Source organism: Dactylosporangium sp. NPDC049140, assembly GCF_040648435.1.
On record NZ_JBEZDS010000014.1, the window covers coordinates 59,414 to 73,688 of the forward strand.

Genomic DNA, 14,275 nt, shown 5'->3' on the forward strand with positions numbered 1-14,275 from the left:
TGCCGTAGCCGAACATGCCGCGCGACCCAACATGTCGTTGCAGCCGGACATGTCGCTTTAGTCGCACAAGCCGCGCAGTCGGACATGCCATACAGCCAGACATGTCGCTGTAGTCGGATATATCCGCCGTCACCCCGACAAGCCGCGCAGCTGGACATGCCGAGCAGCCGAAACAGGCCGCGCAGCTAGACGAGTCGCCGCCGGCTACACATGCCGCCACAGCCGGACACGTCGCCGCCGCTCGGCCGGGGCACGCAGCCAGAAGGCTCCCAGAAAGCCAAGGCAAGATAGACGCATGCAGCCTCATCCCAACGTCCAGGCGATCCAGGACGCCCTCGATGCGGCCGGGGCGCGGGACGCCGCCGGCCGGCCCTGCCGCGTCAAGGTTCTCACCGAGCCGGTCAGCACCGCCGCCGCCGCGGCCGCCGCGATCGGTATCGAGGTGGGTCAGATCGCCAACTCGCTCATCTTCAACGCCGACGGCGAGGCGCTGCTCGTGCTCACCTCCGGCGCGCACCGGGTCGACACGGCCAAGGTCGCCGCGCTCCTCGGGATCGCCAAGCTCAAGCGGGCCGACGCGGACTTCGTGCGCACGAGCACCGGGCAGGTCATCGGCGGGGTGTCGCCGCTGGGCCACCCGAAGCCGCTGCGCACGCTGGTGGACGTGGACCTCGGGCAGTACGGCGAGATCTGGGCCGCGGGCGGCATCCCCCAGGCGGTCTTCCCGATCACCTACGCGGAGCTGGTGCGCATCACCAGCGGTACCACCGCCGAAGTGGCGTGACCGTCCGGCTGCACGTGTGGCGGGTGCCCCGGCGCGCGATCCCGGCGATGTTCTGGTCCATGGCGTTCGACCGGGCGCGGGTCCGGCGCGAGGCGGAGTTCGCCAAGCTGCTCGGCACGGGCCGGGGCAGCGAGTTCGGGGTGGGCTCGGCCGACCTGACCCGCTGGGCCGCTCTCGTGGTGGCAGAAGCGGCGACGGTACCGCCGATGCGCGGCGCGACCGCGCACTGCACCCTGACGCTGGAGCCGATCGCCAGCCGCGGAACGTGGTCCGGAAAGTCCCCGTTCACCCCGGAACGCACCAGGCCGGACGATGGGCCGATCGCGGTCCTGACCCGGGCCCGGCTGAGCCCTCGGCGAGCGCGGGCGTTCTGGCGCGCCATCGGGCCCGTCGGCGCCGCCCTGGCGGGGGCGGAGGGGCTGCACTGCGCCTTCGGGTTCGGGGAGGCACCCGTAGGATTCCAGGGCACGATGAGCGTCTGGCGCTCCGCGGCGGACGTCGGGCGGTTCGCGTACCGTCGGCCCGAGCACGCCGAGGTCGTGACGCGCACGGCGCAGCTGGGGTGGTACGCGGAGGAGTTGTTCGCCCGGTTCCGCGTGCTCGGCATCGACGGCGACCGAGAGGTGATCGGGTGGAGGGACGGCCAGTGAGGCTCGTGCGGTGGCGCGGCGAGGACCTGCTCGAGCGGCTCGACGACGTCATCGCCGTGTACGGGGAGGCGATGGGGTACTCCGTGCAGCTGCTGCAGACGCGCCGCGGCTACGTCGCCGGGCACACCCGCCGCGAGTCGTTCCAGGCGGTCGCCACGCTCGACGACGACGACCATCTGCTCGGCTTCGGGTACGGCTACCGCGGCGCCGGCGGCCAGTGGTGGCACGACCAGGTGCGCAACGCGCTGCGCCGCGACGCCCGCAAGTTCTGGCTCACCGACTGCTTCGAGCTGGTCGAGCTGCACGTCCGCCCGGCGGCCCAGGGCCACGGCATCGGCGCGCGCCAGCTGCACGACCTGCTCACCCGCGCCCCGCACCAGACCGTGCTGCTGTCCACGCCGGAGGCGCCCGAGGCGACCTCGCGGGCCTGGCGGCTGTACCGCCGGTTCGGCTTCGTCGACGTCCTGCGCCACTTCAACTTCCCGGGCGACGACCGCCCCTTCGCCGTTCTGGGCCGCCGGCTGCCCCTGTGAAACCGCTCTGGGCGCTGCTCGCCGCCCTCGTCCTGGCCGAGATCGCCTACCCGCTGACCGAGGGCCACGCCCGGGCCGCGCTCGTGGTCGCCACCGTTTGTCTCGGCTACGCGATGTCGGTCGGGCACGCCGGGGCGACCCGCGGCGCGCGTACCGCCGTTGCCCTGGTCCTCGTCACGACCGGCGGCGGCTTCCTCGTCGAGGCGGCCGGGCGCGCGAGCGGCTACCCGTTCGGCGACTACGACTACACCGGCGCCCTCGGCCCGCGGCTGCTCGGCGTGCCGCTGGTCATCCCGCTGGCGTGGACGTGGATGGCGTGGCCCGCGTGGTTGGCCGCGGGGCGGCTCGTGGCCCGGACGGGCGCCCGCATCGCCGTGGCCGGGGCCGGGCTCGCGGCCTGGGACCTGTTCCTCGACCCGCAGATGGTTTCGCAGCGGTACTGGCTGTGGCACACGGACTCCGCCGCGCTCCCGGGCGTGCCGGGCATCCCGCTCACCAACTACCTCGGCTGGCTGGCCGTGGCGGTCGCGCTCATGGCCCTGCTGCGCCTCGCGATCGGGGTCGACCCGGCGCGGCCCGGGGCCGACGCGCCCATGTACGCGATGTACCTCTGGACGTACACCTCGAGCATCCTGGCCCACGCGGTCTTCCTCGGCCTCCCCGCGTCGGCGGCCTGGGGCGCCGCGGGCATGGGGCTCGTCGCGATCCCGCTGGCGGTGCGGCTGTGGCGCTCCTGATCGCCTGCGCGGCCCTGCTCGCGCTGCTGGTGCACACCCTCGTGAACGCGCGCCTGCTGCGGCGGCCCGGGTCCCCGGCCGGCTCCACCAAGGACTCGATCGCGGTACTGCTGCCGCTGCGCGACGAGGCGGACCGGGTCGAGCCGTGCCTGCGCGCGCTGCTCGAACTGCCGCCCGCGGTACGCCTGCTGGTGCTCGACGACGGCTCGGCCGACGGCACCGCCGAGCTGGTGCGGCGCGTGGCCGGCGACCGGGTCACGCTGCTGAGCGGGCGGCCGCTGCCACCGGGCTGGCTGGGCAAGCCGCACGCGTGCCAGCAGCTGGCCGACGCGGCGGACGACGCGACGGTACTCGTCTTCGTCGACGCCGACGTCGTGCTCGCGCCGGACGCCGCCGAGCGCGCGACCGTCCTGCTGCGACGGTCCGATGTGGACCTGCTCAGCCCGTACCCGCGCATCGAGACCGGCGGCGCCGGCGAGCGCCTGGTCCAGCCGCTGCTGCAGTGGTCGTGGCTGACGTTCCTGCCGCTGCGGGCGATGGAGCGCTCGCCCCGCCCGTCGCTGGCCGCGGCCGGCGGGCAGTTCCTCGTCGTGCGCCGCGACGCGTACGTGCGGGCGGGCGGCCACGCGGCGGTGCGGGACAAGGTGCTGGAGGACATCGAGCTCGCGCGGGCGGTGAAGCGCTCCGGTGGGCGGATCGCGCTCGCGGACGGCTCGGGGCTGGCGCGCTGCCGGATGTACACCTCCTGGAGCGAACTCGCCGAGGGCTACTCGAAATCGCTCTGGGCCTCCTTCGGCTCGCCCGGGGGCGCGGCCGCGGTGCTGGGGCTGCTGCTGGCGCTCTATGTCGTGGCGCCCGCGGCCGTCCTGTTCGGACAGTGGTGGGGGATCCTGGCGTACGCGCTCGGCGTGGCCGGCCGCGTCGTGAGCGCCCGGGCGACGGGCGGCCGTGCGGTGCCCGACGCGCTCGCCCACCCGGTCTCGGTGCTGTTGTTCGCGTGGCTGGTGGTGCGCTCGTTCGCGTACCGCCGACGCACGACGTGGAAAGGGCGCCCGACGTGGCTTCCGTAGTTGTCGTCGGCGCCGGCGTCGGCGGGCTAGCGGTCGCCGCGCGCCTGGCCGCGGCCGGGCATCGGGTGCAGGTGTTCGAGCAGGCCGGCACGGTCGGCGGCAAGCTCGGGCGGCACGTGCGGGAGACCGCGGCGGGCACGTTCCGCTTCGACACCGGCCCGAGCCTGTTCACCCTGCCCCAGGTCGCGGCCGAGCTGTTCGCGGCGACGGGCGGCGGCGGCCTGGACCTCGTGCCGCTCGACCCGATCGTCCGGCACCACTTCCCGGACGGCTCCACCCTGGACTCCGCGGCCGGCGACGCGTTCGCCGAGCGGATCGCGGAGACGTTCGGCGCGGACGCGGCCGCGGACTGGCGCCGGCTGTGGCGGCGCGCCGGGCGGGTCTGGGCGACGTCGTGGCGGCACGTGCTGACCGCGCCCGTGGACAACCCGCTGCGCATGGCCGGCCTGGCGTGGCGGCTGCGGGACCTGGCCGCGATCGCCCCGGGCCGCACCCTGCGCGGGCTCGGGCGCACGCACCTGCGCGACCCGCGCCTGCGGATGCTGCTGGACCGCTACGCGACGTACACCGGCGCCGACCCGCGCCGCGCCCCGGCCGCGCTGCTGGCGATCCCGTTCGCGGAGCTGGAGTTCGGCGGCTGGTACCTCCGCGGCGGCCTCGGCGCCCTGGCCGACGCGCTGCTGGCCCGCTGCGAGACGCTGGGCGTGCGCGTGGTCACCGGGGCCCCGGTGCGCTCGATCACGGTCACCGGCTCCCGCGCGTCCGGCGTGGTGCTGGCCGACGGCACCGAGATCCCGGCCGACATCGTTGTGGCGAACGCCGATGCGCTGCACGTGTACCGCGACCTGCTCCCCCGCCGCCGCCTGGCCCACCGCCTGGAGGCCCGCAGCCTGGGCGGCTTCGTCATGCTGCTGGGCCTGCGCGGGCGCACCCCGGGCCTGGCCCACCACACGGTCTTCTTCCCGCGCGACTACGACGCCGAGTTCGACGCGATCTTCGGTACCCCGCCCCGCCCCGTCGAGGACCCGACGGTCTTCGTCACCGCGGCGGACGACCCGCTCGTGCGCCCGGACGGCCACGAGGGCTGGTTCGTACTCGTGAACGCGGCCCCGCAAGGCCCCGTCGACTGGCCCACCGAGGCGAACGCCTACGCGGAGCGCGTACTCGACGTGCTGGCGTCGCGCGGCCACGACGTACGCGCTCGCCTCCTGTTCCGCGACGTACTCACACCGGCGGACCTGGAGCGGTCGACGCGCTCGCCGGGGGGCGCGATCTACGGCACGGCGAGCCACGGGCTGGGCGGGCTGCTACGGCCGCCGAACCGGGCGCCGGTGACGGGCCTGTTCCTGGTGGGCGGCTCGGTCCACCCGGGCGGCGGCCTGCCTCTGGTAATGCTGTCGGCCAAGATCGTCGCGGACCTGATCGGTGGCTCCCGGTAGTTTCTCGCCTCTTCTCGCCGGCTTGCCCGCGTCGACTTTCGCGTTGCCTTTTCGCAATGACCGCCACGCTGGCCGACTGCGTTAACTGGACGCATTGACCGGCCCCGTTGACCCCGGCCGCGTTAATAAGTGCCGTTGACCCGTCCGCGTTGACTGACCGCGATCCGATTCCTCCGGAATCGGATTTATGCCCGGCCAGGAGATAAGTCCGATAAGTCGCGGCGCGGAGCGCCCGACTTATCGTTTCCGGAGCTCAGCGCAGGGCTCGATTGACCGCGCGAAGGAGTTGCACGAAGCCCACCAGCGCGACCACCAGCGCCGCGGCCAACGTCACCGTCGCGGCGCGGGAGTCCAGCAGGGTCGCCAGCAGGCCGAAGATGATCAGCAGGATTCTCGTCGGGCGCTCGGCGATGGTCACGGTGCCGATGTCCGTCATGCCGGCGACCGAGGCGCGCGCCCGGACGTACTCGTGCAGCCACATCACGCCGCCCGCCAGTACGGTCAGCCACAGCGGGGCGCCCAGCAGGGCGAAGGCCAGGAGCCAGGCCGCTTCCGAGAGGCGGTCGGCGGCGGAATCGTACACCTGGCCCCGGCGGCTCGCGCGGTTCGCCAGCACGGCCAGCACGCCGTCGATCGTGTCGGCGAACGCGGAGCACAGGACCAGGACCGCCGCCCAGAAGGCGCCTGCGGGAACCAGGGCGGCGGCCGCCGGTACACCCGCGGAAAGCAACAGGCCGAGGGTCGTTACGGCGTTGGGGCTGCGGACGCCCGCACGCACCAGGATGACTCCCAGTGCGTGGCCGAGGCGGAGCCAGCCCCGGACGAGGGCCGGCGCCGTCCGCGGGTCGTAGCCGCCGTGGGCCGCGGACCAGCGTGTGCAGTACCCGTCCCAGCCGGGGATCTCAGACCCGGGCACCGACGCCGAGCTGCTGCCAGACCTCGCGGGTCGCGGTGGAGCGGTTGAAGGTGATGAAGTGGATGCCCGGCACGCCCTCGTCCAGCAGGCGCTGGCTCATCTGGGTGCAGTGGTCGATGCCGAGGCGGCGCACGGACTCCGGGTCTTCGGCGACGCGCTCGAAGCGGGCCGCGAGCGCCGGCGGGAACGGGGCGCCGGTCAGCTGCTGGGAGCGGGCGATGGTGCCGATCTTGGTGACGGGCATGATCCCGGCCACGATCGGGGTGCTGCAGCCGGCCGCGGCGACCCGGTCGCGCAGGCGCAGGTAGTCGTCGACGTCGAAGAACATCTGGGTGATGGCGAAGTCGGCGCCGGCGCGGCACTTGCGCACGAAGTTGGCGGTGTCGGCCTCGACGTCGGCGGAGCGCGGGTGCTTGTACGGGAACGCGGCCACGCCGATGCTGAAGTCCCCGGCCTCGTGGACGAGGCGGACCAGGTCCTCGGCGTAGAGCACGCCCTCGGGGTGGCGGACCCACTCCCCCATCGGGTCGCCGGGCGGGTCGCCGCGCACGAGCAGGAAGTTGCGGATGCCGGCCCCGGCGAGCTGGCCGATGACGTTGCGCAGCTCCGCGATGGAGTGGTTCACGGCGGTCAGGTGGGCCATGGGCAGCAGCGTCGTCTCGGCGGCGACGCGCTCGGTCACGGCGACGGTGGTGTCGCGGGTGGAGCCGCCCGCACCGTACGTGATCGACACGAACGACGGCTGGAGCGACTCGAGCTCACGGATCGCCTGCCACAGCTGCCGCTCACCCTCGGGCGTCTTGGGCGGGGAGAACTCGAACGAGAACGTGGGGGCCTGCCGCGCGATCAGGTCACCGATCGCGGCGGGTCCACCGGCCATGACAGAGGGAAGTCCGAGAGCCACGCCCATGACTGTAGTGCCCCGGGCCGGTGGATGAGGACTCCGTTCACGTGCAGGAACCTGTCGTACCCCTGGGGTATAAGGAGGGTGGACTTTGCTTCGGGTGGGTTCCGCCACGGTGGCGGCCGCCCGGGGCGGCGTTCCCGGGAGGTGGATCATGCCTGTTCGACCCGACCCCGTCCCGGGCGACGACGAGACGTTCGGCGCCCTGCTCACCCGCCTGCGCCTGGCGCGCGGACGCTCCCAGCTGCGGCTGGCCGAGATGCTGTGCGCGGCCGCGGACGTGCCCACGATCACACGGCACGAGGTGTCGCGCTGGGAGCGGGGCGAGCGCGTGCCGGGACCGCCGTGGCTGGCGTGGCTGGCGTTCGTACTCCAAACGCCCCTCGACGACCTCGAACGCGCGGCGGCCCGATCCCGCCGCGGCGCGCTCCCGGCCCGTCCCCGCGATGCGGCCGCGGACCGGCACGAAGCGGTGGACGGCGCCGCGGGGCGCGCCGGGCAACAGCGGCACGGACCGGCGGCCGGCACACGCGGACGCGAGCCGGTGGACGGCAGAACTGGGCAAGGCGGACCACGACGGCGCGGGGCGGCTGCCGGGATGAGGGGGCGCGAACCAGTGGACGACGGAGCCGGGACAGGCGGATCAGAATGGCGCGGACCGGCGGACCGGACGAGCGGGCGCGAACGAGCGGGCGACGGAGCCGGGCGCGGCGGACCGCGACGGCGCGAGCCGGCGGACGGTGCGGACAGGCGTGAGCGGGCGGGCGGCGGAGCCGAGCGGGAAGGGCCGGAGTGGGGTGGGCCGGAAGTCGACGCCGGGCGGGTCGCGGAGCTGCGGCGGATGGACGATCTCCTGTCTGGGCCCGAGGTCGTGCGGGTTGTGCGGGACGCGTACGCGGCGGCGGCCCGGCGGGTCGCCGGTGGTGGTGGGCGGGCCGAGTTCGGGCTGGTCGCGGAGCTCGCGCAGCTCGCTGTGTGGGCCGGGGTCGATGCCGGGGCGGACGGCGCCGGGCGGGCGGTGGCCGGGCTCGTTCGGGACGGGGTTCGGGCCGCGGTGCGCGGCGGGCAGCGGGGGCTGGCCGGGCATCTGCTCGGGTGCCTGGCCCAGCTGCGGGCGGAGGAGGGGGACGGCGCCGGGGCGTTGCGGCTGGCCCGGGCGGCGCGGCGGATCGCCGAGCCCGCCGACTCCGGGACGCTCGCGGTTCTATGGCTGCGTGAGGCGGCGGCTGCGGCGGCCGGTGGGGAACGGGGGCGTTGCGATGCCGCGCTCGCCGCGGCCGGGAAGGCGCACGGGCGGCGGTCGGACGAGCATGACCCCCCGTGGCTGTACTGGCTCGATGACGCCCACCTCACGGCCGCCGCCGGGCGCTGTCAGGCGGTGCTCGGGCGGCACCGGCTTGCGCTGCGGCTGTTCGAGGGCGCGCTCCGGCCGTCCACCCCACCCGGCCGGGCGACGGCAAACGACGGCGCGTCAGCCTGGACCAGCGCAGAGCGGCCACCGACCGGCGCAAGACCCGCCTGGACCAGCGCAGAGCGGCCACCGACCGGCGCAAGACCCGCCTGGACCAGCGCAGAGCGGCCACCGACCGGCGAAACGCCCGCCTGGACCAGCGCAGAACCGCCACCGACCGGCGAAAGATCCACCTGGACCAGCACTGAACCGCTACAGGCCGGCGGAAGACCGACGTGGGCCAGCGCGAGGCGGACACGGATCAGCGGAAGGGCGGTGTGGACCAGCGCGGGCGGGCCGGTGCGGTTGCGCGCGCTGGGGCTTCTGCACCTCGGGCGGGCCCGTGCGCTCACCGCGGCCGGCGAGCTCGATGAGGGCTGTGCGGCGGCGCGGCTCGGGCTCAGGGCCGGGGTCGGGTGCGGGTCGGTGAGGGTGGCTCGGGAGCTCGAGGTGATCCTCTCCGGGCTTCGGCGGGCGCGGCGGTACCGGGAATTGGAGGAAATGTACGAGTCTGTGCGCTGGACCGGCCGAGACGGGGGCGACACCCGCTCGGCGAGGCGGCTGGTTTCGGACTAGCGTCTCTGCCGTGACGCACCCCTTTCTCGACCGGGCCGGGCTTCGTGAGCGGGTCCACGCGGCCCTCGCCGCGTTCCTGCGGCGGCGGCGCGACCGGCTGACCGAGATCGAGGCCGAGGCCCTCGCGCCCGTCGCCGACGCCATCGAGGCGCTGGTGCTCGGGGGTGGCAAGCGGCTGCGGCCGGCCTTTGCCTACTGGGGGTACCGCGGGGCCGGCGGCGCGGACCGGGACGAGATCCTGGCGGCGGTCGCGGCGCTGGAGCTGGTACAGGCGAGCGCGCTCATCCACGACGACGTGATGGACGGGTCCGAGACGCGGCGCGGGGAGCCGGCCGTGCACCGGCGGTTCGCCACCCTGCACGCGGCCGGCGGGTGGCGGGGGGACGGCGACGGGTTCGGTACCGCGGCGGCGATCCTGCTCGGCGACCTGTGCCTGGTCTGGTCCGACGAGATGCTGCACGCCAGCGGGGTCGACCCGGTGACGCTCGCCCGCGCCCGGCCGGTCTTCGACGACATGCGGACCGAGGTGACCATCGGGCAGTACCTCGACGTGCAGACCCAGGCCACCGGCGACACGTCCACCGACCGGGCGAGCCTGGTGGCGCGGTTCAAGTCCGCGAAGTACACCATCGAACAGCCGCTGGTGTTCGGCGCGGCGCTGGCCGACGGGGGGCGGCTCGCCAAGGCGTACTCGGCGTTCGGGCTGCCGCTCGGCGAGGCCTTCCAGCTGCGCGACGACGTGCTCGGCGTGTTCGGCGACCCCGCGGTGACCGGCAAGCCGGCCGGGGACGACCTGCGCGAGGGCAAGCGGACCTACCTGATCGCGGCCGCGATCGAGGAGACGGGCACGACACTGTTCGACGAGCACCTCGGCGACCCGAAGCTGGGTCCCGAGACCATCCAGGAGCTGCGCGACACGATCGTGGCGAGCGGGGCGCTGCGGCGCACCGAGGAGCGGATCGCGCAGCTGACCGAGACGGCGCTGGACGCGCTGGCCGGCGCCGAGATCACCGACGAGGCCCGGGAGGTTCTGACGGGCCTGGCGCAGGCGGCGACGCAGCGGGCGGTCTGAACCGGACCCACAGCGCCAGCGTGCCGAGCACTAGCGCGAAGCCGAACAGCAGGTCCTCGACGGGGGCGTAGGCCAGCCGTACCCCCAGGATCGCCGACGGGTTGTAGAGCACCACCCCGCGGCCGGTCAGGATGCCGTTGGACAGCAGCTGGAAGACGATCACGATCGGGTACGAGCACCAGAACACGCGCCCGAGGACGACTCTTGTGCGCAGCACGGCCACATCGAGTACCAATGCCGCCGCCACGCCCAGAACGGCGGCCGCGGTGTAGGTCACCGCCGCGACCACCGCTGCAGCGTCAGCCGGGTCGCCTCGAACCCGAGGATCGCGCAGACCGGCACGACGAGGAAGAAGAGCAGCTCCTCGAGCGGCAGGCCACCCGGAAGGATGACCCCGGTGATCTGGCGCGGGTCGAAGGTCCAGTGCCCGGCGTGGATCGCGAGCAGGTCCCAGACCACGAACACGGCCGCGACCGGTGCGACGGTCAGCACGAGCCGCCGCACCTGCCGCAGGACGCCGACCCTCAGCAGCGGCTCCAACCACAGCGCGCCGAACAGGCAGCCGGCCAGGACCAGCAGATAGGTCCAGTGCACCGTCAGAAGCCCAGCGCCTGCGCGCGCCGCTTGATCTCGGTCGCGCGGTTGCCGCGCAGCGCCTCCGCCGGGGTGCCCGGCAGTGACTCGTCGGGCGTGTAGAGCCACCGGAGGGCCTCCGGCTCGTTGTACCCAGCGTCGTACAACAACCTCAGCACGCCGGGAAGGTGCTTGACCACCTCACCGTCCACGATGAAGTCCGCGGGGACGCGCAGCACGCCCTTCTCGCGCACCGCGATCAGGATGTTGTCCCGGACGAGCTGGTGTACCCGGTTCACCGGGATGCCGAGGCGCTCGGCGACGTCGGGCATGGTCAGCCACTCGGCGGGGCCGGCAGGTTCTTCGCTCACAGAAGCAGGTTAATCCGCGCAACGCGACGTCGCCGTGGCCGGCAGCCTGGCCGCCCGGCACGCCGGGCCTTACGAGGCCCCGGTCGCCGCGCCCGCCGCCCCGCGCCGGGCACCCGATCCGCGCCGAGCCTGATCCGCCCGCCGTCGAGCACCCCGACGCCGTCGCCGAGCGCCACGCCCAGCGAGACGGCCGGTCCGTCACCCTCGGTGAGTGGTTCATCGCCGTCGCCGTCCCCCACAAAGCGCTCGAAATGGGGACGATCCTCCGAGGACCGTGCAGGACGCTGAGCTTTCGGGTCCCCCAGCCGTACACTCGCAGCCAATGGATACCACGGTCGCCGATCCTCTGCTCGGTGCGCTTGTCGACGGGCGCTACCGCGTTCGCTCGCGTGTCGCCAAAGGCGGCATGGCGACGGTCTACACGGCGCTCGACGAGCGGCTCGAGCGCACCGTCGCGTTGAAGATCATTCACCCGGCGCAGTCCCGTGACCCGCTGTTCGTGGACCGGTTCACCGACGAGGCCAAGACGATCGCACGGCTGACCCACCCGAACGTGGTCGCCGTGTACGACCAGGGCACGCACCACGGGCTGCCGTACCTGATCATGGAGTACGTCCGCGGCTACACCCTGCGCGAGCTGCTCGCCGAGCGGCGCCGCCTGCAGCCGCAGGAGGCCCTCGCGATCATGGAGCAGATGCTCGCCGCGATCGCCGCCGCGCACCGCGCCGGGCTCGTGCACCGCGACGTCAAGCCCGAGAACGTGCTCGTCGCCGAGTCGCCGGGCGACACCCACAACCTCATCGACGGCGTGGTCAAGGTGGCCGACTTCGGCCTCGCGCGCGCGGTCGAGGCGAGCGCGGACGAGACCGGCTCGCACCTCATGGCCACCGTCGCCTACGTCGCCCCCGAGCTCGTCACCGACGGTCACGCCGACCCGCGCACCGACGTGTACTCGGCCGGCATCGTGCTCTTCGAGATGCTCACCGGGCGGGTGCCGTACGAGGCCGACCGGCCCGTCGAGGTGGCCTGGCAGCACGTGGATCGCGATGTGCCGTTCCCGTCGCGGTACGTGCCGGGCCTGCCGCCCGCCGTCGACGACCTCGTCGCCCGCGCGACCCGCCGCGACCCGGGCGGGCGCCCGACCGACGCCGGCGCGATGCTCGCCGAGGTGCAGGCGGTCCGCGAGGACATCGGCACCACGCCGACCGGCCGCACGCGCCAGATCACCCCGCCCACGGTCATGGTGCCGCGGGTCGAGTCGGTGCCGCAGCCGATGACCCAGACCTACCAGGCCAGCCGCCGCCCGTCGTGGGCCCGGCTGCCCGCCTCCGCTCCCCCGGCGGCCGCGGTCGCGCGGCGGCACCGCCCCGACGTCGCCCACCGCGGCGGCGAGGGCGGGGGCCTGTCGCGGCTGATCGCGCAGATCAACGCCAACCCGCGCACCCGCCTCGCGGTGATCGCCGCCATGCTCGCGTTCGGCCTGCTGGTGGCGGTCGGCGGGTACTGGTTCGGCGTCGGGCGCTACACCAACACCCCCGACCTGCGCGCCAAGACCGGCGACCAGGCCGCGCACCTGGCCTCCACCGCCGGGTTCAAGGTCAAGTTCGCCGACCCGAAGTTCGACGCGGTCGTCCCCAAGGACCAGGTCATCTCCCAGGACCCGGCCGCGGGCGGGCGGATCCTCGACGGGGGCACGATCACGCTCACGCTGTCGCTCGGGCCCGAGGTGTACAAGGTGCCCGACATCGCCGGCAAGGAGTGGGACCTTGCCCAGGTCGACCTGCAGGCGATGAAGATCGTGGGCAACCGGGCCGAGAAGTTCGACGACGCCGTGCCCGCGGGCTACGTCGTCGACACCGACCCGAAGATCGGCACGCAGGTCAAGCCCGGCCAGACGATCACCGTGTTCGTCAGCAAGGGCCCGAACCCGGTCAAGGTGCCGCTGGTCGTCGGCAAGACGGTCGACCAGGCCAAGTCCGACCTGGCCAAGGTGAAGATCGCCCTGGGCAAGGTCGAGGAGGTCGAGAGCGACAAGCCGAAGGGCCAGATCGTCTCGCAGAGCATCGGCGACGGCAACAGCGTGGCCGACGGCATGGTCATGGACCTGCAGATCTCCAAGGGCCCGGCCCAGATCCCGATGCCCGAGGTGCGCAACATGCCCCTCGACCAGGCCCGTCAGCAGCTCGAACAGCTCGGCCTGGTGGTCGACTCGCAAGGCTTCGGCACCGTACGCCAGCAGAACCCGGCACCCGGCACGCCGGTCGTGCCCGGGCAGCATGTCTCCCTCTTCGCGTTCTTCTAATGGGTGACTTCGCCCCGGTCGGCGGGCACGCGCTCGCCGCCGGGGGCCTCGCCAAGGGCGCGCTGCGCTACGTCGAGCGCACGGCGGCGACGGCGGTCCAGGTGTACGTCTCCAACCCCCGCGGCTGGGCCCTGGCCGCCGGCGACCCGAAACAGGACGACGCGTTCCTCAAGTACTGCGCCGACCACGGCGTGACCGCGTACGTGCACGCGGCCCTGCTGGTGAACCTCGGCTCGCCGACCGAGGCGACCGTGGAGCGCTCGGTCGCGACCCTGGAGCACGCCCTGCGCCGCGGGCACGCGATCGGCGCGCGCGGCGTCGTCTTCCACGCGGGCTCGGCGGTCGACGCCGGGCATGCGGAGAAGGCCTTTGCGACGGTACGACAGGTGCTTCTTCCGCTTCTGGAGCGAGCCGAGCGCGAGGGCTGGCCGCCGCTGCTCGTGGAGCCCAGCGCCGGGGGCGGGCGCTCCCTCGCGTCGCGGGTCGAGCATCTCGCCGAGTACCTGGCCGCGGTCGACCGCCACCCGCACCTGGGCGTCTGCTTCGACACCTGCCATGCGTGGGCGGCCGGGCACGATCTGGCCACGCCCGGTGGCATGACGGCAACCATTGACGCGCTCGTGACCGCGGCGGGCCCGGACCGGCTCAGGCTCATCCACGCCAACGACTCCAAGGACGCGTGCGGGTCGCTGCGGGACCGCCACGAGTCGCTGGGCAAGGGGCTGATCGGCGCGGCCGCGTTCGGCGAGCTGCTGGCCCATCCGGCGGCGCGCGGCGTCCCGCTGATCGTGGAAACCCCGAGCGGCGACGACCACGCCGACCACGCCGCGGACATCGCACTCCTGCGGGCTTCGACTCCGAGCGCCTGAGGGCGTTGCGCAGAGTTGAGCGGATATGT

At 73.9% G+C, this 14,275-nt stretch carries 15 protein-coding genes; 9 read left to right on the forward strand and 6 right to left on the reverse strand.

Features of this window, described 5'->3' with window-relative positions; genetic code table 11:
- Positions 1-295 precede the first annotated feature (295 nt).
- Genes AB0B76_RS23480 through crtI form a run of 6 tightly spaced genes read left to right on the forward strand, consistent with a single transcriptional unit; the run spans position 296 to position 5,213 of the window.
- The gene (locus tag AB0B76_RS23480) at positions 296-784 is read left to right on the forward strand and encodes a YbaK/EbsC family protein (RefSeq protein WP_360378722.1); all 489 of its coding nucleotides are present in this window, start codon (positions 296-298) and stop codon (positions 782-784) included.
- The gene (locus tag AB0B76_RS23485) at positions 781-1,434 is read left to right on the forward strand and encodes a monooxygenase (RefSeq protein WP_360378725.1); all 654 of its coding nucleotides are present in this window, start codon (positions 781-783) and stop codon (positions 1,432-1,434) included. The genes AB0B76_RS23480 and AB0B76_RS23485 overlap by 4 nt, the downstream gene beginning before the upstream one ends.
- On the forward strand, positions 1,431-1,967 hold the full coding sequence (locus tag AB0B76_RS23490) for a GNAT family N-acetyltransferase (RefSeq protein WP_360378728.1): 537 nt from the start codon (positions 1,431-1,433) through the stop codon (positions 1,965-1,967). The genes AB0B76_RS23485 and AB0B76_RS23490 overlap by 4 nt, the downstream gene beginning before the upstream one ends.
- Positions 1,964-2,704 (forward strand): carotenoid biosynthesis protein, encoded by a 741-nt coding sequence (locus AB0B76_RS23495; RefSeq protein WP_360378731.1) that lies wholly within the window; start codon positions 1,964-1,966, stop codon positions 2,702-2,704. The genes AB0B76_RS23490 and AB0B76_RS23495 overlap by 4 nt, the downstream gene beginning before the upstream one ends.
- On the forward strand, positions 2,701-3,774 hold the full coding sequence (locus tag AB0B76_RS23500; RefSeq protein ID WP_360379121.1) for a glycosyltransferase: 1,074 nt from the start codon (positions 2,701-2,703) through the stop codon (positions 3,772-3,774). Before AB0B76_RS23495 ends, AB0B76_RS23500 begins: the two co-directional genes overlap by 4 nt.
- A complete protein-coding gene (gene crtI, locus AB0B76_RS23505; protein ID WP_360378734.1) occupies positions 3,762-5,213 on the forward strand; it encodes a phytoene desaturase family protein in 1,452 nt (483 codons plus the stop codon). Before AB0B76_RS23500 ends, crtI begins: the two co-directional genes overlap by 13 nt.
- Before the next feature lie 253 nt (positions 5,214-5,466).
- On the opposite strand, the gene AB0B76_RS23510 is transcribed toward crtI, so the two are convergent.
- The 3 genes from AB0B76_RS23510 to AB0B76_RS23520 form a co-directional block, all read right to left on the reverse strand.
- Positions 5,467-6,129: a CDP-alcohol phosphatidyltransferase family protein gene (locus tag AB0B76_RS23510; RefSeq protein ID WP_360378737.1), complete on the reverse strand. Its 663-nt coding sequence runs from the start codon at positions 6,127-6,129 to the stop codon at positions 5,467-5,469.
- The gene (gene metF, locus AB0B76_RS23515; protein WP_360378740.1) at positions 6,116-7,033 is read right to left on the reverse strand and encodes a methylenetetrahydrofolate reductase [NAD(P)H]; all 918 of its coding nucleotides are present in this window, start codon (positions 7,031-7,033) and stop codon (positions 6,116-6,118) included. The genes AB0B76_RS23510 and metF overlap by 14 nt, the downstream gene beginning before the upstream one ends.
- A gap of 643 nt (positions 7,034-7,676) precedes the next feature.
- Positions 7,677-8,120 carry a hypothetical protein gene (locus AB0B76_RS23520; RefSeq protein ID WP_360378743.1) on the reverse strand — a complete coding sequence of 148 codons (444 nt, stop codon included), beginning with the start codon at positions 8,118-8,120 and terminating at the stop codon, positions 7,677-7,679.
- Between the two features lie 949 nt (positions 8,121-9,069).
- Here AB0B76_RS23520 and AB0B76_RS23525 point away from each other — a divergent pair.
- A complete protein-coding gene (locus tag AB0B76_RS23525) occupies positions 9,070-10,131 on the forward strand; it encodes a polyprenyl synthetase family protein (RefSeq protein ID WP_360378746.1) in 1,062 nt (353 codons plus the stop codon).
- On the opposite strand, the gene AB0B76_RS23530 is transcribed toward AB0B76_RS23525, so the two are convergent.
- The 3 genes from AB0B76_RS23530 to AB0B76_RS23540 are packed head-to-tail and all read right to left on the reverse strand — an operon-like array spanning position 10,067 to position 11,036.
- Positions 10,067-10,420: a lycopene cyclase domain-containing protein gene (locus tag AB0B76_RS23530; protein WP_360378749.1), complete on the reverse strand. Its 354-nt coding sequence runs from the start codon at positions 10,418-10,420 to the stop codon at positions 10,067-10,069. The two genes, AB0B76_RS23525 and AB0B76_RS23530, sit on opposite strands and share 65 nt — an antisense overlap.
- Positions 10,405-10,725 carry a lycopene cyclase domain-containing protein gene (locus AB0B76_RS23535; protein WP_360378752.1) on the reverse strand — a complete coding sequence of 107 codons (321 nt, stop codon included), beginning with the start codon at positions 10,723-10,725 and terminating at the stop codon, positions 10,405-10,407. Before AB0B76_RS23535 ends, AB0B76_RS23530 begins: the two co-directional genes overlap by 16 nt.
- A 2-nt stretch (positions 10,726-10,727) precedes the next feature.
- Positions 10,728-11,036: an Rv2175c family DNA-binding protein gene (locus tag AB0B76_RS23540; protein ID WP_360379123.1), complete on the reverse strand. Its 309-nt coding sequence runs from the start codon at positions 11,034-11,036 to the stop codon at positions 10,728-10,730.
- 361 nt (positions 11,037-11,397) lie between these two features.
- On the opposite strand from AB0B76_RS23540, the gene AB0B76_RS23545 reads away from it, so the two are divergent.
- Positions 11,398-13,377, forward strand: coding sequence for a PASTA domain-containing protein (locus tag AB0B76_RS23545; protein WP_360378755.1), 1,980 nt, complete (start codon positions 11,398-11,400; stop codon positions 13,375-13,377).
- Entirely contained in the window at positions 13,377-14,246 is an 870-nt protein-coding gene (locus AB0B76_RS23550) for a deoxyribonuclease IV (protein WP_360378758.1), read from the forward strand. Before AB0B76_RS23545 ends, AB0B76_RS23550 begins: the two co-directional genes overlap by 1 nt.
- Positions 14,247-14,275: the final 29 nt, after the last annotated feature.